The following is a 25,396-nucleotide window of genomic DNA, read 5'->3' as shown; positions in this document are numbered from 1 at the left end:
TTAACCGGCGCCAGGCAGGTACAATGCCCACCCTCTTTTTGTTACGGCCCTGTCATGACTGACCCGATTCGTCTCTCCAAACGCCTCATCGAACTCGTCGGCTGTTCTCGTCGCGAGGCTGAGCTGTTCATCGAGGGCGGCTGGGTCACCGTGGACGGTGAAGTGATCGATGAACCGCAGTTCAAGGTCACCACCGAAAAGGTCGCGCTCGACCCCGAGGCCAAGGCCACCGCGCCGGAGCCGGTCACCCTGCTGCTGAACGTTCCCGCCGGCCTGGACGTCGACACCGCCATGGCATCCCTGGGACCGCAGACCCTGAGCGAAGAACATCGCTTCGGCAAGCGGCCGCTCAAGGGCCACTTCCTGCGCCTGACCGCCAGCGCCGACCTGCAAGCCAATGCCAGCGGGCTGCTGGTGTTCACCCAGGATTGGAAAGTCCTGCGCAAGCTCACCGCCGATGCCGCCAAGATCGAACAGGAATACGTAGTGGAAGTCGAAGGCGAGATGGTCGCCCACGGCCTCAACCGCCTGAACCATGGCCTGACCTACAAGGGCAAGGAGCTGCCGGCGGTCAAGGCCAGTTGGCAGAACGAAAACCGTCTGCGCTTCGCCATGAAGAACCCGCAACCGGGCGTGATCGCGCTGTTCTGCCAGGCCGTCGGCCTCAAGGTGGTCGCCATGCGCCGCATTCGCATCGGCGGCGTGTCCATCGGCAAGGTGCCGCTGGGCCAATGGCGTTACCTGTCCGCAAAAGAAAAGTTCTAATTCTACGGCGCCGCACCGAGCCGGGCGCCCACTGCCGATTGATCAGGATTGCACACATGATTCACAACGACGTACTGCGCAGCGTGCGCTACATGCTCGACATCAGCGACAAGAAAGTCATCGAGATCATCAAGCTCGGCGGCCTGGAAGTGGCCCTGGCGGATCTGGCCGGCTACCTCAAGAAAGACGAGGAAGAAGGCTTCGTGTTCTGCCCTGACGAGGTCATGGCGCACTTTCTCGATGGCCTGGTGATCTTCAAGCGTGGCAAGGACGACAGCCGTCCACCGCAACCGATCGAAGTGCCGGTGACCAACAACATCATCCTCAAGAAGCTGCGAGTGGCCTTCGAGCTGAAGGAAGACGACATGCACGCCATCCTCAAGGCGGCCGACTTCCCGGTTTCCAAGCCGGAACTGAGCGCGCTGTTCCGCAAGTTCGGCCACACCAACTACCGCCCGTGTGGCGACCAGTTGCTGCGCAACTTCCTCAAGGGCCTGACGCTGCGCGTCAGAGCTTAAACAACAGTTCCAAGCTTCAAGCTGCAAGCTTTTCACTTGCAGCTTGGAACTTGAAGCTTGAGGCCGCAATGACCTATAACGTCTCCCCCATCGGCTTCGTCCGCTCCTGTTTCAAGGAGAAGTTCGCCATCCCCCGGCAACCGCAGCTGGCCCCCGCCGCACGCGGCGTGCTGGAGCTGGTGGCGCCGTTCGACCTGGGGGATGCGGTGCAGGGCCTGGAGCAGGTCAGCCATGTCTGGCTGCTGTTCCTGTTCCACCAGGCCCTGGAAGACAAGCCGCGATTGAAAGTGCGCCCGCCGCGCCTGGGTGGCAACAAGTCGATGGGCGTGTTCGCCACCCGTGCGACCCATCGCCCCAACGGCATCGGCCAGTCGGTGGTGAAGCTGGAACGGGTAGAAGCCGGGCGCCTGTGGATCTCGGGCATCGACCTGCTGGACGGTACTCCCGTGCTGGACATCAAGCCCTACGTGCCCTATGCCGACATCATCGACTGCGCGTCCAACGGCATCGCCAGTGCGGCGCCTGAATTGATTCCAGTGCAGTGGGCGGACACTGCCCTGCTTCAAGCCCACGAGCACGCCACGCGTCTGGGAGAGCCCCTGGTGGAGCTGATTGAGCAGTGCCTGGCCCAAGACCCGCGCCCGGCGTACCAGATGCCTACCGCCGAACGGGAATATGGCGCGCAATTCTGGGACCTGGACGTTCGTTGGCATTACCCGCAGGCGGGGTTGATTCGGGTGTTGGAAGTGGTTCCGGCGAAACCGTAAACACCAGAAACGAAAAAGCCCGCGCGGCCTTTATCAGGCGGCGCGGGCTTTTTTGCGGGTAACTGTTGGATCGAGTCGCTGCAATCGCGAGCAAGCTCGCTCCCACACTTGATCTGGGTTGTTCACCAAATATGACTCAACACAAACCCTGTGGGAGCGAGCTTGCTCGCGATAGCGATCTATCAGGCTCCACAAATACAGCTTACTTCTCTACAAACGCCCGCTCGATCAAATAATCACCCGGCTCGCGCATACGCGGCGAAACGGTCAGGCCGAAGCTGTTGAGCACTTCGCTGGTCTCGTCGAGCATGCTCGGGCTGCCGCACAGCATGGCGCGGTCGTCCTGCGGGTTGATCGGCGGCAGGCCGATGTCCCGGAACAGCTTGCCGCTGCGCATCAGGTCGGTCAGGCGGCCTTCGTTCTCGAACGGCTCGCGGGTCACGGTCGGGTAGTAGATCAGCTTCTCGCGCAGCGCTTCGCCGAAGAACTCGTTCTGCGGCAAGTGCTCGGTGATGAATTCGCGGTAGGCGACTTCATTGACGTAGCGAACGCCGTGGCACAGGATCACCTTTTCGAAACGCTCGTAGGTTTCCGGATCCTGGATGACGCTCATGAACGGCGCCAGGCCGGTGCCGGTGCTGAGCAGGTACAGATGCTTGCCAGGCTTGAGATCGTCCAGCACCAGGGTGCCGGTGGGTTTCTTGCTGATGATGATCTCGTCGCCTTCCTTCAGGTGCTGCAACTGGGAAGTCAGCGGACCGTCGGGAACCTTGATGCTGAAGAATTCGAGATGCTCTTCCCAGTTCGGGCTGGCGATCGAGTAAGCGCGCATAAGCGGGCGGCCGTTGGGCTGCTGCAGGCCGATCATCACGAACTGACCGTTCTCGAAGCGCAGGCCCGGATCGCGGGTGCACTTGAAGCTGAACAGTGTGTCGTTCCAGTGATGAACACTGAGGACACGCTCGTGGTTCATGTTGCTCATGTACGGGGACTCCTGGGAATGTTGCCTGCGTCGTCAAGGTGCGCAATTGCATCGCATTCTAATGGCGACGACAATATCTGTTAACTGAATTATTAAGATAAGGGTTATCGGTTATATAGATATGCGATTTACTCTACGTCAACTTCAAGTCTTCGTCGCCGTCGCCCAGCAAGAGAGCGTGTCTCGCGCTGCGGGCCTGCTCAACCTGTCGCAATCGGCGGCCAGCACTTCCATCACCGAACTGGAGCGGCAATCGAGCTGCCAACTGTTCGACCGTGCCGGCAAGCGCCTGAGCCTCAACGCCCTCGGCAAACAACTGCTGCCCCAAGCCGTAGCGCTGCTGGACCAGGCCAAGGAGATCGAAGACCTGCTCAACGGCAAGTCCGGTTTCGGCTCCTTGGCGGTCGGCGCGACCCTGACCATCGGCAATTACCTGGCGACCCTGCTGATCGGCGGCTTCATGCAGCGTCATCCGGAAAGCCAGGTGAAGCTGCATGTGCAGAACACTGCCAATATCGTGCACCAAGTGGCCCATTATGAAATTGATCTGGGTCTAATCGAAGGCGATTGCAACCACCCGGACATCGAGGTGCAGAGCTGGGTCGAGGATGAACTGGTGGTGTTCTGCGCGCCGCAGCACCCCCTGGCCAAGCGCGGTCAGGCGAGCATGGAGGAGCTGACCCACGAAGCGTGGATATTGCGCGAACAGGGGTCGGGCACGCGGCTGACCTTCGACCAGGCCATGCGTCATCATCGCAGCGCGCTGAACATTCGCCTGGAACTGGAACACACCGAGGCGATCAAGCGCGCCGTGGAGTCGGGCCTGGGCATCGGCTGCATTTCTCGCCTGGCCCTGCGCGACGCCTTCCGCCGTGGCAGCCTGGTGGCCGTGGAAACCCCGGACATGGACCTGGCAAGGCAGTTCTACTTCATCTGGCACAAGCAGAAGTACCAGACCTCGGCCATGCGTGAATTCCTGGAGCTGTGCCGAGCCTTCACCGCCGGGGTCCAGCGCAGCGACGAGATCGTGCTGCCGGCCATTGCCTGAAGGGTTAAAGCAGGATCACGCCCCACACCAGGGCGATCATCGTCAGGGCGACGAGTTGGGCAGCGCTGCCCATGTCCTTGGCGTTTTTCGACAAGGGGTGCAGTTCCAGGGAAATGCGGTCGATCGCCGCTTCCACTGCCGAGTTGAGCAGCTCCACGATCAATGCCAACAGGCAGACCGCGATCAACAGCGCCTGCTCGACCCGGCTGACGTTCAGGAAGAACGACAACGGGATCAGCACGACATTGAGCAGCACCAACTGACGGAAAGCCGCTTCACCGACAAACGCGGCGCGCAGCCCGTCCAGGGAATAGCCGGAGGCGTTGAGGATGCGTTTCAGGCCGGTTTGGCCTTTAAAAGGTGACATAGCGTAGGCACTGATCGAAAAGGAGTGGAGAAGCTAATTCAAGTCCGGTCAAAAAAGCGTGAAGCCGTCCTTCAAGCCTGCGGCGAAATTGACTCAAGTTGTTGCAAAAGCAAGGCCGCCTGGGTCCGGGTGCGCACGTTCAGCTTGCGAAAGATCGCCGTGACGTGGGCCTTGATGGTGGCCTCCGACACGTTCAGCTCATAGGCGATCTGCTTGTTCAGCAGCCCCTCGCACACCATGGTCAATACCCGGAACTGCTGTGGCGTGAGGCTGGCCAGGCCCTCGCTGGCGGCCTTGGCCTCTTCGGAGACGCTCACGGCTTCGAATGCCTGCGATGGCCAGGACACATCGCCATCGAGCACCGCCTTCACGGCCTTCTGGATCATCTCCAGGGAACTGGACTTGGGAATGAACCCACTGGCTCCGAATTCGCGCGCCTTGACCATCACCGAAGCTTCTTCCTGGGCCGAAACCATCACCACGGGAATCTGCGGGTATTGGCCGCGCAACAGCACCAGGCCTGAAAAACCATAGGCACCTGGCATATTCAGGTCCAGCAGGACGAGATCCCAGTCAGCCTTTTCAGTCAGCCGGGCTTCCAGCTCCGCGATACTGGCCACCTCCGTCAACCGGACATCCGGGCCGAGGCCCAGGGTCACTGCCTGACGCAACGCGCTGCGAAAGAGCGGGTGGTCGTCGGCAATCAGGATTTCGTATGTGGCCATTTTTTCAATGATCCTGTTTTTAATGGCGGGCCGATGCATTCGCGCCCTGCCAAAACAACTCAAGTCCACAGGGGCACATTTAGCGCCAAACACAGCATCTTAGCCGTTGGCCGCACCCGGGTCGGCGCCAAGCATGCCCAGCGAAGCCGGGGTGGTCAAGCAGCACGGCCGCCCCTGCGTCCAGTATGGGCCACTATTGCGCCAATACGGCAGGTGCAGTGCGAATGAAGGGCTGCAACTCGGCGTGGGCCGGGGTCGAGACATTCACCGCCTGCTGGCGCTTGGCCCCCAGGTAGTGCTGGCTGAACACGTCGAAATAAGCGTCCAGGGCCGACGCGGCATCGCTGTCCCCTGCCAGTTCCAGGCACAACGCCGCGACCTCGGCGGTGCACAGGTGCTCGCTGCGGGTCGAACGGCGCAAGCGGTAGCGCGACAACCGGTCGGGCAGCAGGCTCAGGATCGGCAGCCGGTCGAAGTACGGGCTCTTGCGAAAAATCTTCCGCGCTTCCGTCCAGGTGGCGTCCAGCAGGATGAACAACGGGCGCCTGGCGTGATCGAGGTCAACTGTGTGGGTCACCCGGGAAGGCTCGACGTACTCGCCCGGAAACACCAGGTAGGGTTGCCATTGCGGGTCGTTCAGCAGCGCCAGCAGTTGTTTGTCGACCTCGGTACGCGACCAGATGAACGCGTGATTGTCGCGCACCACGTCGGCAATCAGCCAACCGGTGTTGCTCGGCTTGAACACTTCCTTGTTGGTCATGATCAGGCAGACCCCGGAACGGGTCTCGACAGTCGGCCGCCAGGCACACAGGCAATGACTCTCGATCACCCGGCAGGCGCTGCAACGGGGAGCCCGCCAGCCACGAGCCTGGAGCGGCTTGATGCCTTCATCGATACGCTGGTCGCGCAGGCAGGCGACGGCGTTGGGGGCATGTTTCATCGGGGACGACACCGACGTACAAGGGAACTGGACACGAACAACACTCGGCAGGGCAATAAAGGCCGGCAGTCTACCAGAGCGCGCAAGCCTGTACCGTCCACCCTGGCTCCCCTATAATTCCCGGCCACTGAACGCACAGTCATGTGATCGGTCGAACCAACCGTCACTGAACCAGGAGAGTTTCATGCTGCGCCTTATCGTCCCTACCGTTGCCGTTCTGCTGGCGACGTCCTTCAGCGCTCAGGCTGCCTCGCTGAAAGAACTCGAACTGAACAAGATGCTGCAGAACGTTGCCAAGGAAAGCAGCATCGGTACGCCGCGGGCGATCAACGAAGATATTCTCGACCAAGGCTACACCGTCGAAGGCACCGAGCTGATCAACCACCTCAGTGTGCAGAGCAGCCACGCCCAGAAAATGCGTGCAGACCCCAAGGCCGTGTATTTCCAGCTGGGTTCCACGGTGTGCACCAACCCGGGTTTCCGTAAGCTGATGGCCAAGGGCGCGACGATGCGTTACGAGTTTACCGAGGTCAAGACCAACCGCCCGGTCGCCACGGAACGCTTCCAGGAATCGGATTGCCCGAAAGCGACCAAGCCGAAGAAGTAACCCTGCCGGCCCCGTGGCCTGTAGGCATCAACCACACAGGCCACTGTCGCGCCGCTGCTCATCATCGGCGCGCAACTCCTCCACCAGCGCCTGTAGGTAGCGCGAGCGCCAGGCCCGCCCTTCCAACCGGCGGCAGCACTCTTCCTCCAGGCCCACTCGATTGGCCTGGGCCGACTCCAGCAGCATCAGATACAACTGCCTGTCGAGTTCCAGTGTCACCCTCATCTTTCACGCCTCCCTGCACGATCCGTCCTCAATCCACCGCGTGGCACCCAGCCCTGGGCATCTGCTTGCATGGGCACGCTTGATATTCAGTAAATCAGAGCCCTGTACGCCTGGCTGGTCATCTGACGAGCGGCGCAGCGCATCCATGCCTACATCCAGCGGTTGCCAACTGTCACTTTTGAGCGCCATGATCAAGACAGCAACGATCGGGGCGAGGATCTGGATTCGTCCTGCCAAGAAGGAGAAGTTGAATGCCTTATAAACCGAATGACCTGCTCAGTCGTCATTTTGAAAACCACGGCCACGACCTCATCCACAAGGTTGAAGAACAGCTCAACCTGGTCTCACCCAACAGCCCGAACCTTCCCATCTATCGCGACATGATCCTGACCGTACTGCGTATGGCACAGGAAGATCACAACCGCTGGAATGCCAAGATCACCCTCCAGGCACTGCGGGAACTGGAACATGCCTTCCGCACGCTCGAACAGTTCAAGGGACGGCGCAAGGTGACCGTCTTCGGCTCGGCTCGGACGCCGATCGAGCATCCCCTGTACGGCCTGGCCCGGGAACTCGGGGTGGCGCTGGCGCGCTCGGACATGATGGTCATCACCGGTGCCGGCGGCGGCATCATGGCGGCGGCCCATGAAGGCGCGGGACGCGACCACAGCCTGGGGTTCAACATCACCCTGCCATTCGAACAGCACGCCAACCCGACCGTCGAAGGCACGCCGAACCTGCTGCCGTTCCACTTCTTCTTCACCCGCAAACTGTTCTTCGTCAAGGAAGCCGACGCGCTGGTGCTCTGCCCGGGCGGCTTCGGCACGCTGGATGAAGCCCTTGAGGTATTGACGCTGGTGCAGACCGGCAAGAGCCCGCTGGTGCCGGTGGTCCTGCTGGACATGCCGGGCGGCAAGTTCTGGCAAGGCGCCCTGGATTTCATCCGTGAACAACTGGAGGAGAACCGCTACATCCTGCCCACGGACATGAAACTGATGCGCCTGGTGTACAACGCCGAAGACGCCGTGGAGGAGATCAACCAGTTCTATCGCAACTTCCACTCCAGCCGCTGGCTCAAGCACCAGTTCGTGATTCGCATGAACCACAAGCTCAGCGAACAGGCGCTCCAACAGATGCAGGTGGCCTTCGCCGACCTGTGCCTCAATGACTGCTTTCATCAGCATGACTACAGCGACGAAGAACACGATGAGGCCCGCTTCAGCCATCTGACGCGACTGGCCTTTACCTTCAACGCCCGCGATCACGGTCGTTTGAGGGAACTGGTGGACTACATCAACCTGGCAGAGAACTGGGCCGAACCCACCCAGAAGGTCCAACCCCTTACATGGGAGCCGATCAAGGCGACTTGAGCCCATAAAAAAAAGCCCGCTATCGAAATAGCGGGCCTTTGTGTTCAATCATCCAGACCGCGACCGCTGAACAAACGGTTGATCATCTCCATGGAATACCCCCGATACGCCAGAAATCGCCCTTGCTTGGCGCGTTCCCGTGCATCGATGGGCAAATGCCCGGAAAACTTGCGGCGCCAGGTGTCCGCCAATTGCTCTTGCCAATCGATACCGCTTTCGCGCAGGGCGAGTTCGATATCGGGGCGTTGCAAACCCCGTTGGCTCAGCTCCTCGCGAATTCGCAACGGACCGTAACCGGAGCGGGCGCGATACGAGACAAAGCTTTCAAGGTAGCGAGCTTCCGACAGCAGGCCTTCCTCGGTCAAACGGTCGAGGGCCGTGTCGATCAATTCATCGGGCGCTCCGCGCTGACGCAGCTTACGCGTCAGCTCGACCCGCCCGTGCTCGCGCCTGGCAAGCAGATCCATCGCCGTTCGCCGCACCGCGACGAGGGTATCGAGTACGACGGTCATCGAATCGATCAGATGTCAGCGTCAGCCAGGTCGTCAGCGGTCTCGCGGCTGGCCACTGCCTTGACGTCGGCAACCGGGCTCAGCAGCTTGTCGCGCAGTTGCTTCTCGAGGGCCGCAGCGACTTCCGGGTTGTCCGCCAGGAATTTGGCCGAGTTGGCCTTGCCCTGACCGATCTTGGTGCCGTTGTAGGCGTACCACGCACCGGACTTCTCGACGAAACCGTGCAACACACCCAGGTCGATCATTTCGCCATTGAGGTAGATGCCCTTGCCGTAGAGGATCTGGAACTCGGCCTGACGGAACGGCGAAGCCACCTTGTTCTTCACAACCTTGACGCGGGTTTCGCTGCCGACCACTTCGTCGCCTTCTTTCACCGCGCCAGTACGGCGGATGTCCAGGCGAACCGAGGCGTAGAATTTCAGCGCGTTACCGCCGGTCGTGGTTTCCGGGCTGCCGAACATCACGCCGATCTTCATGCGGATCTGGTTGATGAAGATCACCAGGCAGTTGGCGTTCTTGATGTTACCGGTGATCTTGCGCAGGGCCTGGGACATCAGGCGAGCCTGGAGGCCCACGTGCATGTCGCCCATTTCACCTTCGATTTCAGCTTTTGGCACCAGGGCGGCCACGGAGTCGACGATGATCACGTCAACCGCGTTGGAACGCACCAGCATGTCGGTGATTTCCAGGGCCTGTTCGCCGGTGTCCGGCTGGGAAACCAGCAGGTCGTCGACGTTGACGCCCAGCTTGCCGGCGTATTCCGGGTCCAGGGCGTGTTCGGCGTCGACGAAGGCGCAGGTCGCGCCGGCTTTCTGGGCCTGGGCGATCACGGACAGGGTCAGCGTGGTTTTACCGGACGACTCAGGGCCGTAGATTTCAACGATCCGGCCTTTTGGCAGGCCGCCGATGCCCAGCGCAATGTCCAGGCCCAGGGAGCCGGTGGAGATGGAAGGAATAGCCTGACGGTCTTGATCGCCCATACGCATTACGGCACCCTTGCCGAATTGACGTTCGATCTGACCCAAGGCCGCAGCCAAGGCTTTCTTCTTGTTGTCGTCCATTAAAGTCCTCACGTAATCAATAAGGCCTGGCGGCCAACACCTGTATAAGTAGCCAGTATTATTCCACAGGGATTGAAGATCGCCTACCCCTGATTTGAGATTTCTACCGAGGCATGCTGCAGCAGCCCCTCTAGCGCGGCCTTCACCGTTTGTCGGCGGACCTCATCGCGGTTGCCTGGGAAAAAGCGCTGCTCACTGATCACCGTCGCGCCAACGCCCCAGGCCAGCCATACGGTGCCCACCGGTTTGTGCGGTGAGCCCCCGTCGGGCCCGGCCACGCCGCTGACCGCCACGGCAAACCGCGCCAGGCTTTTATGCTGGGCGCCCTGGGCCATGGCCTCGACCACCTCGCGGCTGACCGCCCCCACCGTCTCGAACAAGCCGCTGGGTACATTCAGTTGCTGGGTCTTCTGGCGATTGGAATAAGTCACGTAACCGGCCTCGAACCAGGCCGAGCTCCCTGGGATCCGCGTGATCGCCTCGGCAATCCCGCCCCCGGTACAGGACTCGGCGGTGGTGACATGGGCATTGAGCAACTGCAAGCGCCGACCCAATTCAGCGGCCAGTTCGGTAATGTCGTCCACGGTGCTCTCCAGATTCGACGCGATGAAGGCCTACCGTACACGAGCGGTCGACGCTTGCAAGGCTCGCCGAATTACCGACCCAGGGCCCTGACGTAGGCCTGGCAAGCCTGCAGGGCGATCAATCCGCGGTCGCCGGCGTCGGTGATGGCGATAATTCGTTGAGCATGCGCCGGGTCAAGTCGGGCGCGTGGGGCGCCATGATCCATGCCGCTGGCGCCGGCGGCGGCAGGCAGCGCACAGCCACCGGGGGCATCGCTGGCGTCGAGGAGGACTGACAGCCGGACATCGGCAGTAGCAAGGCGATCGCGCAGGCGATCCTGGTCACGTTGGGCATCGCTCAAGGCTCGGTAGTGAGTTTGTTCGCTGGCGGCAAGCCGTTGTTCCAGGACGAGGCGCTTGTCTTGCTCGGCCTTGTGTTGCGTCGCTGCCGCCTGGGCCAATTGATTCAGCGTCTCGGCCCGGGACTGGGCCATTTGCGCCAACTGGCGGCCATAGCGCCAATCCTGGAGCCGCCACGCCAGGGCCGCCGGCCCACCGGCCAGCAGCATCAGCAAGGCAACGACGCCGAAGGTGCGCAAGGAAAACGGCATCAGGCCAAAGACTGGCATAGCACCGCCCTCGCCCGCGCCCAGAGCTGCAGACGATCCTGCAGGCCGTTCAAACCACCGTTGATGCGCCGGGTAATGCTGTTGAACTGGTCGCGATCGGCCAGCTCGTTCAAGCCGTTCTGCTCCCAGAACCAGGCGGCGGATTCGCTGGCCCATTGCGGCTGTTCAAGAAGCTCAGGCAAGGCCAGCAAACGTGCATCGCCAAACAGCCCCTGACTGCAGCGAAGATAATTGTCATGGCCGGTAATCTGGATCAGACCTCGGCCGCGATACTTCTGGCCGTCGCCGTCCGCCACCGGCGTATTGCCCAGGCGAGCGGCCAACGCGCCAGTGTCGTATTGGCTTAGATAGGCCTCGCTGCCGAGTTCGCGCACGTACCGTAACTGCCCCGACTCATGGCCGATCTGCGCCAAAAACGCAGCAATGCGTTTAGGCGTATCGATACGGTGGCGGGACATGGCGGTGTTGAGGGCTGGAATGAAAACGCCCGCTTGGGAGCGGGCGTTGGGCATGATGAGGGCAAGTTGTGCTTGTGTGATGTCCATAGCCTGACCATCGAAAAAACATTACTGAAATGGCGTCGCCAGCCAGGGCGGCGCAACAGGTCGGTGCTCGGCCGCCGGAAACAGCTCGTCCTGCGGCCACTCTCGCAGGGCACGTCGATAGGCCTGCAGTTGTGTGTACTGGGCCTGGTCCAGCGTTGTGCCGCCTCCGTCATCCATCTCATCGCGATCGCGAGCCACGAGCCGGTCGGTGGCGTTGAGCTGAGCATCGCGCCAGTGTGTCTCGCTGATGATTTGTGCCTCGACCTTGTTGACCAAACGCTCGGACAAGACCGGATGCCCGTTGGTATCCGACGCTATGGACCTGTTTAAAAAAGGCGCTGCGAACAACCCGTTGTAGGTGTGCTCCGAAATCTCGACGGCATCTTCAGGAAGCTTCCCGAAATGGTCGATGGAGTTGTAAAAGCCACCCGTGGATGGAGCGTAAAAAAGCAACATGACGATCTCCTTTTCAGTAGCCAATCGCCCGCCAGAGGCCAGTCCAGTTTGAGTAGGCGCCGTTATAGTCCCGACCATACAGCCTGAACTGACTCAGCGAAGCGATGGAGACACCGAAGGCCGCACAGGTGGGGCCCCCGTCGGTCACGGTGATGTTCCTGACGGCGTTGGGAAACGACATCGGAAACGTCACCAGCACACCATTGGCATCCGCGCCGCTCGATGAAACGCCCCATTGCTCGATCACGTAGCCCGTCGGGCTGGTGGTATCGGGAATCCGCTTCCAGCCATTGGGCTGCAACGATGAAGACGACATGGCCGAATACTTCAGGGCCGCCGTGCCGCCAATCAGGCGCCATTGGTTGCTGAGTTTGATGAAGGCTGCCGTTTCTCCCAGCCCAATGCTGATGACGCCCTCCGCGCCATTGGACCCGGACAATCTGTCGGCCGCCGAAGACGTTGAAACGGTTACGACGCCATTGCCCGCGTTGACAATCAGGACCGTAGCGCCCTGCAGGATTCCCGCGGTCGCTGGCAACTTGGCAGTCACCGGGGTTTCGCTGGCGAAGCTGGCGACGCCCCCCACATCCTTGAGCGTCAGCGTGGTACTGCCGGCATACACGTCAAAACCGCAATACTGTACCCCATTGCGAACGACAAACTCCGTGGTGGCCACGCTCTTGTCGTTATCGAACTGCGGGGCGGTCAGAAACAACCCGCCGCCACGCAGCGCGGATAGCAATTGATTGTAGGTTTCTTCCGATGGCGTGATCCCCGCGGCCTCGATCACATTGATTATTTCCTGCGTGACGCCATTCCCCCAACTGGCCGGAATCAAGGACCCCGGTGTACCCGTCAGGGGATTTTCATCGACAAACCTGCCGCCCACCAAACCCGCGCTGGGCACACTTTTTGGATAATCCATGTTATTGCTCTCTCTAAGATCAGGCTCAGGCGCGGACTGTCAGCGCCCGGATAGCCGCCAGCACCTCATCAGCGGCCTGGTTGGCCAGATCCGCATGACCTTTGGCAAGGTGCCCTTGGATCCGCGCCTTGGCCTTGAGGCGCACCTCACGTAGCGCCAGCAGGGTCGCTTCACATTCAGTGGCTTTGGCGAGTATCTGATCGGCCGCCTGCCTGGCGGTGCGCCCTCTGACAACCCACGCAGAAACGGCCAACGGGACGGCTTTCTTCGGGTAGCCTTCATCCTTGAAGGCCTGCGCTTGCACGGCGGCTTGTTGGTACTCCAAGGCCCGCAACGGATCGCCGACCAGTGTGCGCCGTGCGCTGTCGGCAGCGGCATCGACACAGGCGCTCAGGCGCTCGACTTCCTGGCGCAACAGCTCGGCCGCACGCTCGTCATTGAACACCCACTTGCCGTCCTCCCAGGCATGGGCGGGAGAAGGCGGAGGCGGACGAAGCCCATCTTCGTACTCATGCAGTTCTTGAATGACTTTCATCGGATGATCTCCCAGGACAGGTGGACATTGACTGCGTTGGTGAAGTTGACGCCGATACCCACGCTGTAATCCGTCAGCGCCTGGTGTCCCTTGATCCCCATGCTCAATAGCAGCTCGTCACTGTCAGCGATCGTTGCGCCTAATGTGTGCTCGGCCTGGTACGACTGCCACAGCGAACGCGACTGGGTATGGTCAAAACTGGCCGTGACCGTGGACACGCTCACGTCATTGACGACGTTGCTGGAGAACAACACGCACATGTACGGGCTTGAAGGGGTTGCCCAACCCACGGCATTGTTGCCAGGCGTTGTCGCAACGGGAGACAGGTAGCTGTAATTGCCCCCAAGCCATCCAGTCTGGACGAACGCCAGCGAGGTGACGGCGTTCGACGCGGGGGTCGGATTGCCGGCCACGAGCCGCGCTGCACGAGCATGCGGATCCAGTGGCAGATACACCACCCCCGTGCCATTGACCGTTTGCGTCCAGGTCAATTGAGCGCGGTTGTAGATGGCGCGGACAGTCGGCGCGGAACCTGGCGTCCCGGTCATGACCCACGCCAGGCACATGTCCAGGGGGGTGGACGCGAATCCGCCGCCGGACGCGCCATTGACAGTGCCCTTCAAGGATTCCGGAGGAAGGTCATACAGGCTGCCACGCTGCATATAGAACGTCAGCACACCGCCTATGACCTGCGCTCGTAGAAAATAACTGCTGCTGGGCAACAAATCGGCGCTGCTCCAGTTTGCCGTCAAGTAGGTACGTGACCGCCCCAACCGCCCACTCAGCACCTCTTGTCCGAGGCTGATGTATGTACCCGCCGGAATCGAGACACGACCGCCGCTGGTAGACAGTGCTACCGGGGTTATGGCCAGTCGGGCGTCCGCCGTGGCAATCGTTGGCAGCGGTAAAGCGGCGATCGGAAGAGCGAGGTCCTGGTTCCAGCCCTTGGCCGTGACCGACTGAATCGCCTCGAGCAATTGATCATTCTGGGTTTCATCTGGCGTCAGATCCCCCGCCTTGATGACATTCACGATTTCCTGGGTCACGCCATTGCCCCAGGCTGCCGGAATCAAGGAGCCGGGCGTGCCGGTCAGCGGGTTTTCATCAACGAACTTGCCATTGACCAACCCGGCGCTGGGTACACTTTTTGGATAATCCATCTTTCTATTCCCTAGTCATAATTGATGTGAACCTTCGTGTGTGCTGGCGCACTGCGGTGGATCAGGCACTCCAGGGCCGAGCCCGGGTTGACGCCAAAACGCTCGCCCCAGTAGCTGGCACCAAAACGCCGGCCGAGCAGCAGGCGACCGCCGGTGTTGAGGGTCCACATGAACTGTGCCTGCCAGGTGCCGAAATGGGCTTCGCCGAACCGTGCACGGCCCATGCGAGGTGCCTTGTGCTCGGTGATGGTGGCGTTGGGGTAGCCCTGGCTCCTGGCGATCTCCACGTAGTACGCGATGGCTTGGCTGCCGACCGCCAGCAAGCGTCGACGCACCGCCAGGCGGCGATCGTCATACAACGGTGTGGCGCCCAGGCAAGGGTCTGGCAGGTTCATCACCCGCTCCCAATCCGGCACCAGTTCGCTCACACCCGCCGGGTCCATTTCATGCAACAGATCAGCAGCACGCGCATCGAGACGCGCCAGTTCCTGGGCGATGCCGTCAAGCACCTGCTCCAGTTCCGGCACTCGTTCCGGGTCCCAGGCGGGGCCGCTGGGCAGCAGGCTGCGCAGTTGGGCCTGGTACTCGCCGGCGGTTCTTATTCCAGCCATACGCAGCCCCCGAACGTCAGCAGCTGATTGCTGGCCGCGGTCACATCGGCGCTTGGCGCACTCAACTTGTGATCGGTTTCGCCCGTGGCGCTGCTAATGGCTTCGGCGATGTGGGTCAGCAACAGCGTTTCGCCGAGGCCGGCTTCGCGGTTGTGCAGGTCGCGCAATTGAGCCTCGATCGCCGCGCGAACCGCGCTGGTGTCAGGGGTGATACGCAGCCGGTAGGTCACCGGCACCTGCGTCGGCGCCAGCACATGCACTTCGGCGGTCACCGGGCGCAGCGGTTCGATATGGGCCCGGACCTCTTCCAGTTGCTCGGCATTGGGAATCGGCTGCGGATCATCGTCACGCATGACGAACAGGCCGACGGTGCCGGGTCCCAGATAACTGCCGCGGCACCAGGCGCGGGTGATACCGGGGCACTCCAGGGCCCAGGTTTCATAGTCTTGCGCCGAGCCGCCGTGGGGAATGATGCGGTAGGAACGGATCACACGCGCCCGCAGGGACTCCAGGCTTTCCCGGGCGACCCCACCGGTGAGCCCCGGCGCCAGCACGGTGAAGCTGCTGCCAATGCCGAGGATCGGCTGCACCGGCGCAAGGACCAGGCCGGCGTCGGCATTGCCCAGGCTACCAGCCTCCAGTGCGACAACGGTGGTGCTGTTCAGGCCATTGCCGGTGGTGCGGGCGGCGGTCACTTTGTAGGTGCGGCCATCGGTGGTTTGCAGCAGCGTGTCGGCATCCAGCACCGCACCGGCGTTCGCCGTGAAGCTGACTGTGCCGCTGGCCGCCTGGGCAGCTTTACGCGCCTGGTTCAGGCGCAGGGCGGCAATGCGCTCCAGGGTCGACTCGTCGGCTTTGTCCGGCAGAATCTGCTCGGCGATCCAGTCCAGGTAGCCATACAGGCCATAGGCGGCGCCACCGAGGGTGCGGGCCAGCACCTGAGCATCGGACTGGCGCAGCGAATCGCTGGCCAGGTCGCTTTGGGCGCGCTTGATCAGCACCGGCAGCGAAGGGGTTTCAAACGGCATAAGTCACCTGCCAACTGTTATCGGGGTTGATATCCAGGCGCTCGCCGTTGGCCAGGGTCAGGACCGTGCGCAGGTTCAGGCGCTGGGCGTCAAGGCGTTCGCTGATGAGCTCGACAGCGCTGCAATGGCCATCGTCGATCAGCCATTGCAGCGCCTCGCGGGCATAGAACTCGGCGTCGAGCTGGGTCTGGCGGGTCAGCTTGACCCGTCGCAACAACCACAGCCGCGAGCCGATACGGTCATCGGCGACCGTGGGAAAGGTGTCGCCCCACCAGCCGAAACGCTCCTCGTCATCGACGGCGTCGTCGTCAGCGGCGCGGCGCCAGGTGAACAGGCTGATCAGCACCGAGCGGGTCAACGCGGCGTGCAGGTTCTGGCTGATGAACATCATTGGCCTCCCGCCGGCGCACCGGTCTGGCCATTGCCGGCCTGTACGCCGACATGCACATGCTTGATCTGGCTGATGCCACCGGCGATCTGGTCGCCCTGGGAAACAATCTTGCCGGTGTGGTTGATGACGGGGCTGTCGATGTTCACCGCGCGGCTGGCGCGGATGTTCAGGGTGGCGGTGTCGATGTCGATCACTCGGCCGCGCTTGAAGTGAATCCTGTCGCCCTCGTCGGTGTAGATCGCCACTTCGCCGGGGGCCAGCGCCTTGAGACGAAAGCGGCGGTCGGCAACCACCAATACCACCGCGTGGGACCGGTCGCCGCCCAGGAAAGTCGCAATGCCCTCCGCGCCGGCGAGGGGGTTGCTGGTGAAGCCGTAGGGTTCGAAGTGCTCCATGTCGTCGTTCACTTCGCCGGCAGTGAGGCGCATCTGCAGCGACTGCAACTTGGAAGCCGAATTGGCGAGCACGACAGTGCCGCGCGCCAGGAGGCGGGTCAGTAGGCTCATTGGGGTTCCTTCGGAAATCGGGTGAGAGCGGCTTGGGCGCCGGTCAGGGTGGGCGGTGGCTGTACCGCCGCCTTCGCGGGCAAGCCCGCTCCCACAGAAGAGGTGTGCTGGACGGAAACTGTGCTCAGGATTTGGGCTTGACCGGGTTCGCGTCGAAGGTATGGGGCGGGGCGACTTGCAAGGTGGTGACAGAGCCTTGGGCAGACAGTGAGTAGGTCACCTTGGAAATCAGCAGGTCGCCGTCGAACCCCAACACCGGATCGATCACCCGCACCAGGGTATTGTGCCGCCACAGGTCGCCATTGGCCTGGCGCCAGCCCTGCACGCGGTAGGTGGTGGTCAGGGCCCGGCCGGTACGGATGGCGCTTTCCCAGTCGGCCCGCTGCTGGGCCAATTCAAAGGTCAACTGGGCACTTTCGCTGATCAGCGTCACCCGCTTGCGTTTGAAACTCAAGTCAGTGGCCGTGCCCGACACCTCGCTCACGGCGGTTCCACTGCGCTGGTCATTGCCCTTGTGCTGGCCGATGACCCGGTATTCGGAGAACACCTGGCTGTAGTCCCTCGGCGCGTTGCCCGAGAGAATGTTCTTGCCCAACTCCAGCACATCACTGGCCCGCCCGCCGCTGCCGGGCTTGGCCAGCAGCACGCGGCCCTCGGCGTCGTCGGTGGAAAACACCCGGAACAACGTCAGCAAGCGGTCGATGGATTGGAAGACGGTTTCTCCCGGCACGATGCTGTGCTCGCTCAACCGCGCGGTTTCCGGGATTTCACTCACCACGCCCACGCCGTATTGCGACGCCAGGGCCTGGACGATGCTCAGCACCGTCTGCCCGCGCCATTGGGTCGGACGGTTGATCGCCGCGCAATCCACCAGATCCTGGGTCTTGGACCCGCCTTCGATGCTCAGCGTGATCTGGCGCCCGTCATAACTGATCGGGGCCTTGAACACATAGCCACTGAGCAACAGGTCGGCACCGATGCGCACCTGGCATTCATCACCGGGACGAATCGGCACCGCCTGGGTCTGCCCCGGCCATTGCCAGGTGATGTCGAGTTTGAAGGTGCGGAACTGACGCTCCAGGTCCGCGCTGATTTCCACGCTTTTCCAGCCGCCGTAGTCCAGCCCGCCGACGGTGAGCGTGACGCTATTGTCGAGCTCGCTCATGGCTTACTCCCCCGAGACTTTCAGGTTGTTGGGCGGCAGGAAACCGGGGTGGGCCACACCGTTGCGCTGGATAACTTCGGTGACCCGGGTGGCATCGGCGAATTGCTGATAGGCCACCACCAGCGCCGGCAGGCTTTGCTTGAACGACAAATTGATCAGCCGTACGCCCGACGACGCCACTGCCGTCAGGTGCGCGGCCATTTGCTGACGCAGCTGGTTGAGGGCCTGGTAATGCTCCGGGTCCGCCTTGAGAGAGGCCTGCCAGATCGCTTCGTTGAGAGCATCGCGCAGGGCCAGCACATCATCGGCCACCGGCACGTCCCGCCGCTGGATCGGCTGCACGGCCTGCTGCGCCACCGACGGGGTGGCCCCCAGCTTGACCACCGGCGCCGCCACGGGCATCGCCGCGATCCATTGCGCGGCCTGCACCAGCAGCGTGTCCTGGACCAGGTCGGCCAGGGCCTGGGCCGCCGCCGTGGTGTCCTTGCCGGTGGTGAGCTTGGGCGCGTCCGCCTGGCGGATGGCTTCTACCTGTTGCGACACGCTGGCAATCACGCCGCGGTAGCCGTCACGGGCAAAATCCTTCAACTGGCGAACATCCCCCAACAACCCCTTGAACTCGGCCACCACCTCCTTGGGCAACGCTTTCACGGCCTTGACCAGGTCGTTGATCTGCCGATAGGTCTCGATCAACGGCTTGAGTTCCTGTTCGATCACGCCGTACACCTCCTTGAGGCTGTTGCGCAGGTCGGCGATGCCGATCCGCGCGGCCTTGATCAAGCTCATCGCGTCTTCGAAACGGCGCACCGCCGAACCCAGGAAGCTGTCGGCGGACACCAGCAACAGTTTCTGGCTGTTGATCGCCGCCGAAGGGAATTGCAGCGGCTGGTCGGGATAGAACTTCAAGGCAAACGTCACCAGCCCTCCGTCCTGGCGGGTCTGGGTCATGTCGCACTCGCCCACCTTGACCTGCATTCGTCCCAACCACGGATGCACCAGCTCGCCACTGCCCTGCTCCAGAGCCTTGAGCAACTTGTCGCGCTGCTCCAGGCAATCGGCGCCGACAATGAACGCCGTCAGCTCATGAATCTTCGCCTGCTGGCCCAGCCCTTCGAAAAACGGCTGGTCGCGCTGTGGATACTCATGCAACTGGCCCTTGTGGCCGACCGGGGTTTTCGCCTGGTCGACCCAGAACCCGACGCCGCGAAACGACGCCGGCAACAAACGGTCACGCCAGCTCATTGGAGCCTCCTGTGGAAAGTGAGCGGTAACCGATGCGCGAGCTCACCGCCAGGCCGGGTTGATTGGTTTGCGGTGGCTCGGCGCGCAACCCGGCCGGCGCGTTTTCGAAGCGCACGGTCAAGCCGCCTTCGAGTTGCGTGCGGTTGTTCGCCGCGCTTTGTTGCACCAACGCACTGGAGGTTTGCCCCAGTGCGCCGGGCGTCAGCGAGGCGTTCGCCGGGAGGTTGCCAGGCACCGGTGCCAGGCTGGAGGACAGCCCCGGGGCCGGTTCACGGGTGCCACCAAAAAACGCCGGCGCCAGCTCGCCCTTGCCCTCGGCATTGGTCTTGCGTTGCGCTTCGGTCAGCCCTTGAACCTTACCGGTGAACGTGGTGATGACTTCGCCAAAACCTGTGTTGAAAAATGCTTTGATCGGCGCGAGCACGCCCTGCAGCTGGTCCCACCACTGGCTGAACCACTCCCCCACCGGCCCCCACTGTTTCATGAGGCCCTCGATGGGCGACCAGTCGAACAGCCCGCCGAACACCGTCAGCATCATCGACACCTGGCTGCGCAGGCCTTCCCAGATCCCGGCGAAGACGTCCACGAGGGTGCCCCAGTTGGCCATGATCAGGCCCAACGGCGTCCAGTTGAACAGCCCTTGGAGCGCGTCCATCACCGGTACCGTCAAGGCCCTGAGCAGATCCCAGATGGCCGAGAACAATCCGGTCAGCGGCCCCCAGTTGTTGACGATCAAGCCCAGGGGCGACCAGGCGAACAGCGTCTGCATGAAACCGATGACCGGCGTCGCCGCCGCCACCAGCACATTCCACAGCGCGCCAAAGAAACTGCTGATCGGCCCCCAGTTGCTGATCACCTGCCCTAGCGGGGTGAAGGCGAACATTGTCTTGAAGAACTCGGCCATCGGCACGACGATGGGCGCAAGCCGTTGCCAGAGCCCAGCGAAGAACGCCGAAATCGGCTCCCAGTAGGCGATGATCATCCCGGCCGCCAAGGCGATACCCATGGCGATCAGGCCGATGGGGTTCATCTTCAAGGCCAGGTTGACCACCTCGAAAGCCTGGCTCGCCCCGTTGACGGCGGTCTGGATCGCGCTGAACGCCACGGCGCCCGCCGCCAGGCCTTGTACCAGTTGCGGGTTGTCCTGCAGCACCTGGGTCACGCCGCTGATCATCGGCTGCAGGCCGACCGTCATCGCATTGACCGCCGGCCCCAGCGCCGTGCCGAACTGCAACGACACATTGCTGATGGAAGTCTTCAATCCATCCAGGCTCTGTGCCGCCACGCCAGGCGCGGCGGGCGCCTGGACGGCGCCGACCGCCGCGTTCACCCCAGCAACTTCACCCTTGAAAGCCGCCGCCGATCGGAGGCCTTCCATGAATGGCTTGGCGATCCCGCCGTCCGGCAGCAGTCCGGAAATATCCAGGCTGCCGAGGCCGGTGGCATCGAGGTTCTGCTTGAAGCCCTGGACCTTCGCCCGCAGGCTGGCCAGCTTGGGCGACAGCTCGTCGATGCCGGTCAGCAGCAACGCTTTTTTCTCTACCTTTTGTGTGTCTGCCATCACTGCACCTGCTGCATCGCATTGATCCGTTGCGCGTGCTCCAACGACTCACGGAGCACATCCAGTGGCCTGGCCATCATCTGTTCGGGGTCAACCTTCCAGAACCAGGCCAGGTCATAGGCGGCGGCGATCAGGTCGCCGATGGCTGCGACGCCGCACTCATGAAAAAACTCGCGACGGCCCAGCTCAGTGCGTTGAGGTCTGCCAGGTCCAACTGGTTGACCGACGACGGCGGGATGCCGGCGCAGACTGCGATGTATTTGGCCGCGACATCCATGTCCAGGCTCACCTCCTCGCTCTTGTCGATCTTGTACGGCAGCGCCTTGATCGCCCGGACCTCCTGCACCGTCGGACGGCGCAAGGTCAGTTCGTTCAACGGTTCGCCGTGGGCCTCGATGGCCACGTGCAACGTCACGACATCGGTCATTGCCAGGTCCCCTTGATGCCTTCGAATTTCAGCTCGAGGGTGGCGTCGTCACCCTTGGACACCGGCTCTTCCACCAGGTAGGCGCCGGCCAGCACGTAGACCTTGCCGTTGTTGAACTCGCAGGTGACGGTCATGTCGGTGCCGGCCACCAGTTGCTTGAGCGGGAAATCCGCGGTGTGCAGCGCCGTCACCTTGAAGGACGGGGCAATGTCGGTTTCCTTGTAGAAACCCGGCACGACGGTTTCGCGTTTGGTGAACATCAGTGGCGCTTCGCAGCCGCCGTTGATGGTCAGTTGAGCACCGTCCACTTTGACGTAGCAGGTACCCGCAATCAGTTGACCCATGGTGTTTCTCCTTCAAATAAAAAGCCCACGCGCGGTGGGCTGGAATCATCCAATCAAACCCGACACTCAAGCGGCGGCGTCGTACTGCAGACGGAACTGGTTGAGCAGCGCGAACACCCGCAGGCCGTTGATGTAGTCCGGCGGGAACAGCACATTGACCCGGCTCGGATCCTGGCTGTCGCGCTCGACGATCAGGTGCTCGGCGAACAGCTCGGCGTTCTCCACATGGCCTTCCAGTTCGAGCTTGGCGTACTGGGCGATCAGCTCGCCGCGAATCGTGCTCGGGGTCACGATGGGCTGGCCGGCGCCGAAACGCGTGCCATCGGAGGCCAGTTTGTGGCGACCGTACTTGCTGGTGATCACGCTTTGCAGACGGCGCACGATGAAGGCCGACTGGTGCAGGGTTTCGCTGTCCAGGTAGGAATTGTCAGCCTGGCCGAAGGCATTTTTCTGATACGTGGTGATGGAGCGCTGGATGCGCACGTAGCCGCCTTCGTAGTAGGCCGTCGCGATGCCGTAGTTGAGCAGCGACTGGCGCTCGGTCAGGGTGAAACGCTCGCTGGCCGGCGCAGGGTCCAGGCCTGGCAAGCTGCCGCTCTGGGTCGGACGGCTGGCGTCAGCCGAGATGAACACAGCGGTACGGGCGGCCAGCGCGGCGGCCTGGACCCACGACGGTTGCGGCACGCCCGGCTCGAGGGCCTGGATGGTCATGTGCTGGTCGTTGCGCGCCTGGCCGGCGGCGACGAGCGTGCCGATGGTCCCGCGCTTGGCGCTGTAGACATGGCCGAACAACTGCTTGGCCCAGGACCAGCGACCGGTGCTGTCGTCCATGACCGCTTGCCAGGTATTCAGGCTCGACAGATCGGACCACGGCATGGCGATGAACTCGAACGGCTCGTCGCCCAGGGCCGCGACGGCGGCGGTCTGGTCCGGCACACCAGCGCCGCCGGTCATGGCGGTGACGGCAGTGGTCAGGCCCGCAGGGGTATCTTCGCCATTGCTCTTGCCCAGGCGATTGAATTGCAGGCTGATATCGTTGCCGCCGTCGCCGGTCCATTTGGCGTTGAGGGTCACGACACCGTCGACGGCCGCAGCGCTCACCGGCAGGTCGGCCGTCGCGTTGACTTTCAAGGCCAGCGCCGTCGCAGCCTGGGCGGCGGTGGCACCGTTGGCGATGGCCGCCTGGACGCGTACGCCACCCACGTACAGGTTGAGCACACCGCTTTGCGTCGCGGTGCCGGTGAGGGTCAGCACGCCCTTGGCGATGGCGCCTTCGACGTTGTGCAGCGGCAGGCACCAGATTTCGCCGAGCGGGTCGGTCTTGCGCCAGGTCTCGTACATCGAGGCGAGCATCGAGCCCTGCCCGCCGATGCTTTTGGCCAGGGCAACGCTGGAGACCAGCACCAGCTTGCCGACTTGCTCCGGGGCAACGTTGTCGTTGACCTGGGCGACGATCAATCGGCGCATGGACGACGACGCGCTATTGGCGGCCGAGTTGTCCATCTCGGCGTAGAACAGCGGAACACGAATGTCCGCGGGGATGTTGCTGAATCCGATCGCCATTATTTGGCTCCCTGTGGTTTGGCCGCTTTCACGGCTTTGGTAGTGATATCGCCATCGGCCAGACGTCGACGCCACCAGGCGTTGTCCGGCACTTCACGGCCCTCGAGGGGCAACAGATCGTCCGCTTCCGGGTCCGGTACGGCACGGCCCGGGGCCGGCAGCACGGTGATGCGTTTGCTCATGGGGTTACGTCTCCAGAGAAAGTCAGTTCCAGGCGCCCGTCGGGGCCGGGACGTTTGAGGTTGGGGTCCGCCGGGTCGATGGCATCGACCCGCACGGTGGCCCCGGTAAAGGACGACAAGCCGTCCAGTTCACGTTCGTGCCAGCTTTCGGCAAGCTGGCTCGTCAGGTTGCGGCCCAGCTGGAACTGCGCGAAAAAGCGCAGCCGGAACAACGCGTGGCCGCCAATGGGGGAAATCAGTTCGCTGCCGTCGTATTCGATGCCGGTGTAATCGGCGCCGGGCTTGAACCCCACCAGCGCACGCCACAACTCGGCACGCAGGTCGTGCTGGCCATCCAATGCGGTCGCCACGTCACTGGCCTCGAGCACCAGCACAACATCGAAACCATCACGCACCGTTTGCAGCGTGACGTTCTGCGCGGTGTTCGGGCTGGCCACATCCGTGGTCGGCAGCACATAGGCGCAAGGGACCGGCACGGCGGCGCCCGTTTGCAGCGCGGCGAGGTCCAGGGCCGCGAACACTCGATTGGCAAGCGTCGGGCATTGCTCACGCAACTGCGTGAGGATCGGCGTGATCTTCATGGAGAGTGCTCCAGTGATAGGCAAGTAAAGTCAGAACGCGGTGGAAGGGCTTGCTTGCGCGAGCGGTGGGGCAGTTGGAGCAGAGGTTGGAGGTGTTTTGTGTCTACGGCTGATCGGGATGAGAGTCGCGGTCGGCAGGCCCCGCTACCCCAATGCGCTTGGCTACCCAACGCTCATAAAGACCGATGGCCACATCGGCCCCGGCCATGGCGGTCAGGCAGCCGAAGGCGCAGGCACTCCAGATCGACATGCCCAGGGCATACAGCAGCATCGTCGCCGAGACGCCGCACACCACGCAGGCGCCGGAGCGCAGGACCACGCGGCGCAGCAACGACCAGCCGCGGGCCCCCTCCTTGTCGGCACGCCACATCTCGCCGGACACCCCGCCCACCAGGGCGAGCACGATGACCAGCCAGATCGGCATGTCCAGCAACGCTTGTTGCTCGTTTGTCATTCACGCCTCCGGGGGGTGATGGTTGATGGGGTGGGCAATTGCGGCGCGGACGGTGTTTTACAGCCGCTCGACAATGACGTTGTCGATAAAGGCGAAATGAGCATTCGGATCCTGCTCATTCCAGAAGCTCAATGTGGTTTGAGCGCTCACCGCGGTGAACTCGTAGGTTCGGGTTTCCCATACGGTCGCATCACTGGTGGCGACAGGGGTGTCGAAACGGGTGGTCTGACCGGCTACCTTGACGTTGATGATGCCGGTCCCCGTGCGGCCCACGTACTTGGAACTGCCGGCACTGAACGTCAGGCGATATCGTGCACCTGCCACCGTGTCGATGTTTTGCTGGATACCACCGCCGTTTTGATAGGTGTAGTTGGCGAGGTCGACGCTCATGGCCCCTTCAGCGGCGACCGAACTGCCGATGGCAGCCCTGACATTGATGTATTCCACGCCCGACAGGAACGTGGTCCAACCGTTCACGAAGTCGGCTTGGGCCGGGGTATTGAGTACGCAATCATTGCCACAACCAGGGGTTTCAAAACTGCCGTTCACGACCAGGTTGGCCGCGAAGGCGGCACCGCTCGCCGCCAACAGCACGGTGGACAAGACGAGCGAACCGATAAGACGTTTGATTTTTTTCATGC

34 protein-coding genes are annotated in these 25,396 nt (G+C 62.5%); 6 read left to right on the top strand and 28 right to left on the bottom strand.

Annotated features, from left to right (window positions below):
• The first annotated feature begins 54 nt into the window (after positions 1 to 54).
• From V3H56_RS05945 to tsaA, 3 genes are all read left to right on the top strand, one after another.
• Positions 55 to 765: an rRNA pseudouridine synthase gene (locus V3H56_RS05945; RefSeq protein WP_047736992.1), complete on the top strand. Its 711-nt coding sequence runs from the start codon at positions 55 to 57 to the stop codon at positions 763 to 765.
• A gap of 56 nt (positions 766 to 821) precedes the next feature.
• Positions 822 to 1,283: a DUF1456 family protein gene (locus V3H56_RS05940; RefSeq protein ID WP_042730783.1), complete on the top strand. Its 462-nt coding sequence runs from the start codon at positions 822 to 824 to the stop codon at positions 1,281 to 1,283.
• A gap of 68 nt (positions 1,284 to 1,351) precedes the next feature.
• A complete protein-coding gene (tsaA, locus tag V3H56_RS05935; protein ID WP_047736993.1) occupies positions 1,352 to 2,050 on the top strand; it encodes a tRNA (N6-threonylcarbamoyladenosine(37)-N6)-methyltransferase TrmO in 699 nt (232 codons plus the stop codon).
• 202 nt (positions 2,051 to 2,252) lie between these two features.
• On the opposite strand, the gene fpr is transcribed toward tsaA, so the two are convergent.
• Positions 2,253 to 3,032, bottom strand: coding sequence for a ferredoxin-NADP reductase (gene fpr, locus V3H56_RS05930; protein ID WP_003198368.1), 780 nt, complete (start codon positions 3,030 to 3,032; stop codon positions 2,253 to 2,255).
• A gap of 121 nt (positions 3,033 to 3,153) precedes the next feature.
• Between fpr and V3H56_RS05925 the strand changes: the two genes are divergently transcribed.
• A complete protein-coding gene (locus V3H56_RS05925) occupies positions 3,154 to 4,080 on the top strand; it encodes a LysR family transcriptional regulator (RefSeq protein WP_042730781.1) in 927 nt (308 codons plus the stop codon).
• A 4-nt stretch (positions 4,081 to 4,084) separates the two neighbouring features.
• Here V3H56_RS05925 and V3H56_RS05920 read toward each other — a convergent pair whose 3' ends face one another.
• From V3H56_RS05920 to V3H56_RS05910, 3 genes are all read right to left on the bottom strand, one after another.
• Positions 4,085 to 4,447, bottom strand: a complete 363-nt coding sequence (locus V3H56_RS05920; protein ID WP_042730780.1) for a diacylglycerol kinase — start codon at positions 4,445 to 4,447, stop codon at positions 4,085 to 4,087.
• 71 nt (positions 4,448 to 4,518) lie between these two features.
• Positions 4,519 to 5,172, bottom strand: coding sequence for a response regulator transcription factor ErdR (gene erdR / locus V3H56_RS05915; protein ID WP_042730779.1), 654 nt, complete (start codon positions 5,170 to 5,172; stop codon positions 4,519 to 4,521).
• A gap of 193 nt (positions 5,173 to 5,365) precedes the next feature.
• Complete coding sequence (locus V3H56_RS05910) at positions 5,366 to 6,112, bottom strand: tRNA-uridine aminocarboxypropyltransferase (protein WP_042730778.1); 747 nt, start codon at positions 6,110 to 6,112, stop codon at positions 5,366 to 5,368.
• A 184-nt stretch (positions 6,113 to 6,296) separates the two neighbouring features.
• On the opposite strand from V3H56_RS05910, the gene V3H56_RS05905 reads away from it, so the two are divergent.
• Positions 6,297 to 6,719 carry a quorum-sensing-regulated virulence factor family protein gene (locus V3H56_RS05905; RefSeq protein ID WP_042730777.1) on the top strand — a complete coding sequence of 141 codons (423 nt, stop codon included), beginning with the start codon at positions 6,297 to 6,299 and terminating at the stop codon, positions 6,717 to 6,719.
• A gap of 27 nt (positions 6,720 to 6,746) precedes the next feature.
• On the opposite strand, the gene V3H56_RS05900 is transcribed toward V3H56_RS05905, so the two are convergent.
• Entirely contained in the window at positions 6,747 to 6,944 is a 198-nt protein-coding gene (locus V3H56_RS05900; RefSeq protein WP_338474340.1) for a hypothetical protein, read from the bottom strand.
• A 251-nt stretch (positions 6,945 to 7,195) separates the two neighbouring features.
• Between V3H56_RS05900 and V3H56_RS05895 the strand changes: the two genes are divergently transcribed.
• On the top strand, positions 7,196 to 8,314 hold the full coding sequence (locus tag V3H56_RS05895) for a TIGR00730 family Rossman fold protein (RefSeq protein WP_042730775.1): 1,119 nt from the start codon (positions 7,196 to 7,198) through the stop codon (positions 8,312 to 8,314).
• 44 nt (positions 8,315 to 8,358) lie between these two features.
• Here V3H56_RS05895 and recX read toward each other — a convergent pair whose 3' ends face one another.
• From recX to V3H56_RS05780, 23 genes are all read right to left on the bottom strand, one after another.
• The gene (gene recX, locus V3H56_RS05890) at positions 8,359 to 8,826 is read right to left on the bottom strand and encodes a recombination regulator RecX (protein ID WP_338474339.1); all 468 of its coding nucleotides are present in this window, start codon (positions 8,824 to 8,826) and stop codon (positions 8,359 to 8,361) included.
• An 8-nt stretch (positions 8,827 to 8,834) separates the two neighbouring features.
• On the bottom strand, positions 8,835 to 9,887 hold the full coding sequence (gene recA, locus V3H56_RS05885) for a recombinase RecA (RefSeq protein WP_042730773.1): 1,053 nt from the start codon (positions 9,885 to 9,887) through the stop codon (positions 8,835 to 8,837).
• Between the two features lie 83 nt (positions 9,888 to 9,970).
• The gene (locus V3H56_RS05880) at positions 9,971 to 10,471 is read right to left on the bottom strand and encodes a CinA family protein (protein ID WP_042730772.1); all 501 of its coding nucleotides are present in this window, start codon (positions 10,469 to 10,471) and stop codon (positions 9,971 to 9,973) included.
• Between the two features lie 71 nt (positions 10,472 to 10,542).
• Positions 10,543 to 11,079 carry a lysis system i-spanin subunit Rz gene (locus V3H56_RS05875; RefSeq protein WP_042730771.1) on the bottom strand — a complete coding sequence of 179 codons (537 nt, stop codon included), beginning with the start codon at positions 11,077 to 11,079 and terminating at the stop codon, positions 10,543 to 10,545.
• Positions 11,061 to 11,624, bottom strand: a complete 564-nt coding sequence (locus V3H56_RS05870; protein WP_338474338.1) for a glycoside hydrolase family 19 protein — start codon at positions 11,622 to 11,624, stop codon at positions 11,061 to 11,063. Before V3H56_RS05870 ends, V3H56_RS05875 begins: the two co-directional genes overlap by 19 nt.
• Before the next feature lie 21 nt (positions 11,625 to 11,645).
• Positions 11,646 to 12,080 carry a phage tail assembly chaperone gene (locus tag V3H56_RS05865; protein WP_047737003.1) on the bottom strand — a complete coding sequence of 145 codons (435 nt, stop codon included), beginning with the start codon at positions 12,078 to 12,080 and terminating at the stop codon, positions 11,646 to 11,648.
• Positions 12,081 to 12,093: 13 nt separating this feature from the next.
• Complete coding sequence (locus V3H56_RS05860) at positions 12,094 to 13,005, bottom strand: phage tail protein (RefSeq protein WP_123579576.1); 912 nt, start codon at positions 13,003 to 13,005, stop codon at positions 12,094 to 12,096.
• Positions 13,006 to 13,030: 25 nt separating this feature from the next.
• Complete coding sequence (locus V3H56_RS05855) at positions 13,031 to 13,540, bottom strand: hypothetical protein (protein ID WP_047737005.1); 510 nt, start codon at positions 13,538 to 13,540, stop codon at positions 13,031 to 13,033.
• Entirely contained in the window at positions 13,537 to 14,700 is a 1,164-nt protein-coding gene (locus V3H56_RS05850) for a phage tail protein (RefSeq protein WP_338474337.1), read from the bottom strand. The genes V3H56_RS05855 and V3H56_RS05850 overlap by 4 nt, the downstream gene beginning before the upstream one ends.
• Positions 14,701 to 14,711: 11 nt before the next feature.
• Positions 14,712 to 15,311, bottom strand: coding sequence for a putative phage tail protein (locus V3H56_RS05845; RefSeq protein ID WP_047737009.1), 600 nt, complete (start codon positions 15,309 to 15,311; stop codon positions 14,712 to 14,714).
• Complete coding sequence (locus tag V3H56_RS05840; RefSeq protein ID WP_047737011.1) at positions 15,299 to 16,339, bottom strand: baseplate J/gp47 family protein; 1,041 nt, start codon at positions 16,337 to 16,339, stop codon at positions 15,299 to 15,301. Before V3H56_RS05840 ends, V3H56_RS05845 begins: the two co-directional genes overlap by 13 nt.
• Entirely contained in the window at positions 16,329 to 16,727 is a 399-nt protein-coding gene (locus tag V3H56_RS05835; RefSeq protein ID WP_042732290.1) for a phage GP46 family protein, read from the bottom strand. Before V3H56_RS05835 ends, V3H56_RS05840 begins: the two co-directional genes overlap by 11 nt.
• Positions 16,727 to 17,236: a phage baseplate assembly protein gene (locus tag V3H56_RS05830; RefSeq protein ID WP_042732291.1), complete on the bottom strand. Its 510-nt coding sequence runs from the start codon at positions 17,234 to 17,236 to the stop codon at positions 16,727 to 16,729. Before V3H56_RS05830 ends, V3H56_RS05835 begins: the two co-directional genes overlap by 1 nt.
• A gap of 124 nt (positions 17,237 to 17,360) precedes the next feature.
• Positions 17,361 to 18,401 (bottom strand): phage baseplate assembly protein, encoded by a 1,041-nt coding sequence (locus V3H56_RS05825; protein ID WP_047737013.1) that lies wholly within the window; start codon positions 18,399 to 18,401, stop codon positions 17,361 to 17,363.
• A gap of 3 nt (positions 18,402 to 18,404) precedes the next feature.
• Positions 18,405 to 19,643, bottom strand: a complete 1,239-nt coding sequence (locus tag V3H56_RS05820; protein ID WP_047737014.1) for a DNA circularization N-terminal domain-containing protein — start codon at positions 19,641 to 19,643, stop codon at positions 18,405 to 18,407.
• The gene (locus tag V3H56_RS05815; RefSeq protein WP_047737016.1) at positions 19,630 to 21,204 is read right to left on the bottom strand and encodes a tail protein; all 1,575 of its coding nucleotides are present in this window, start codon (positions 21,202 to 21,204) and stop codon (positions 19,630 to 19,632) included. The genes V3H56_RS05820 and V3H56_RS05815 overlap by 14 nt, the downstream gene beginning before the upstream one ends.
• A gap of 130 nt (positions 21,205 to 21,334) precedes the next feature.
• Positions 21,335 to 21,631, bottom strand: a complete 297-nt coding sequence (locus V3H56_RS05810) for a phage tail assembly protein (protein ID WP_042732988.1) — start codon at positions 21,629 to 21,631, stop codon at positions 21,335 to 21,337.
• A complete protein-coding gene (locus V3H56_RS05805; protein ID WP_042732987.1) occupies positions 21,628 to 21,975 on the bottom strand; it encodes a phage tail tube protein in 348 nt (115 codons plus the stop codon). The genes V3H56_RS05810 and V3H56_RS05805 overlap by 4 nt, the downstream gene beginning before the upstream one ends.
• 66 nt (positions 21,976 to 22,041) lie before the next feature.
• A complete protein-coding gene (locus tag V3H56_RS05800; protein WP_047737021.1) occupies positions 22,042 to 23,538 on the bottom strand; it encodes a phage tail sheath subtilisin-like domain-containing protein in 1,497 nt (498 codons plus the stop codon).
• Positions 23,538 to 23,720 carry a DUF2635 domain-containing protein gene (locus tag V3H56_RS05795; protein WP_042729844.1) on the bottom strand — a complete coding sequence of 61 codons (183 nt, stop codon included), beginning with the start codon at positions 23,718 to 23,720 and terminating at the stop codon, positions 23,538 to 23,540. Before V3H56_RS05795 ends, V3H56_RS05800 begins: the two co-directional genes overlap by 1 nt.
• Entirely contained in the window at positions 23,717 to 24,301 is a 585-nt protein-coding gene (locus tag V3H56_RS05790) for a hypothetical protein (protein WP_047737023.1), read from the bottom strand. The genes V3H56_RS05795 and V3H56_RS05790 overlap by 4 nt, the downstream gene beginning before the upstream one ends.
• 103 nt (positions 24,302 to 24,404) lie before the next feature.
• Positions 24,405 to 24,755, bottom strand: coding sequence for a phage holin family protein (locus V3H56_RS05785; RefSeq protein ID WP_042729842.1), 351 nt, complete (start codon positions 24,753 to 24,755; stop codon positions 24,405 to 24,407).
• Between the two features lie 57 nt (positions 24,756 to 24,812).
• On the bottom strand, positions 24,813 to 25,394 hold the full coding sequence (locus V3H56_RS05780; protein WP_042729847.1) for a DUF642 domain-containing protein: 582 nt from the start codon (positions 25,392 to 25,394) through the stop codon (positions 24,813 to 24,815).
• Positions 25,395 to 25,396: the final 2 nt, after the last annotated feature.

Source organism: Pseudomonas sp. MS646 (genome assembly GCF_036693845.1).
Classification (GTDB): domain Bacteria; phylum Pseudomonadota; class Gammaproteobacteria; order Pseudomonadales; family Pseudomonadaceae; genus Aquipseudomonas; species Aquipseudomonas chlororaphis_E.
The sequence above is the reverse complement of the archived record's forward strand: the minus strand, read 5'-3'. Positions and strand labels throughout refer to the sequence as shown.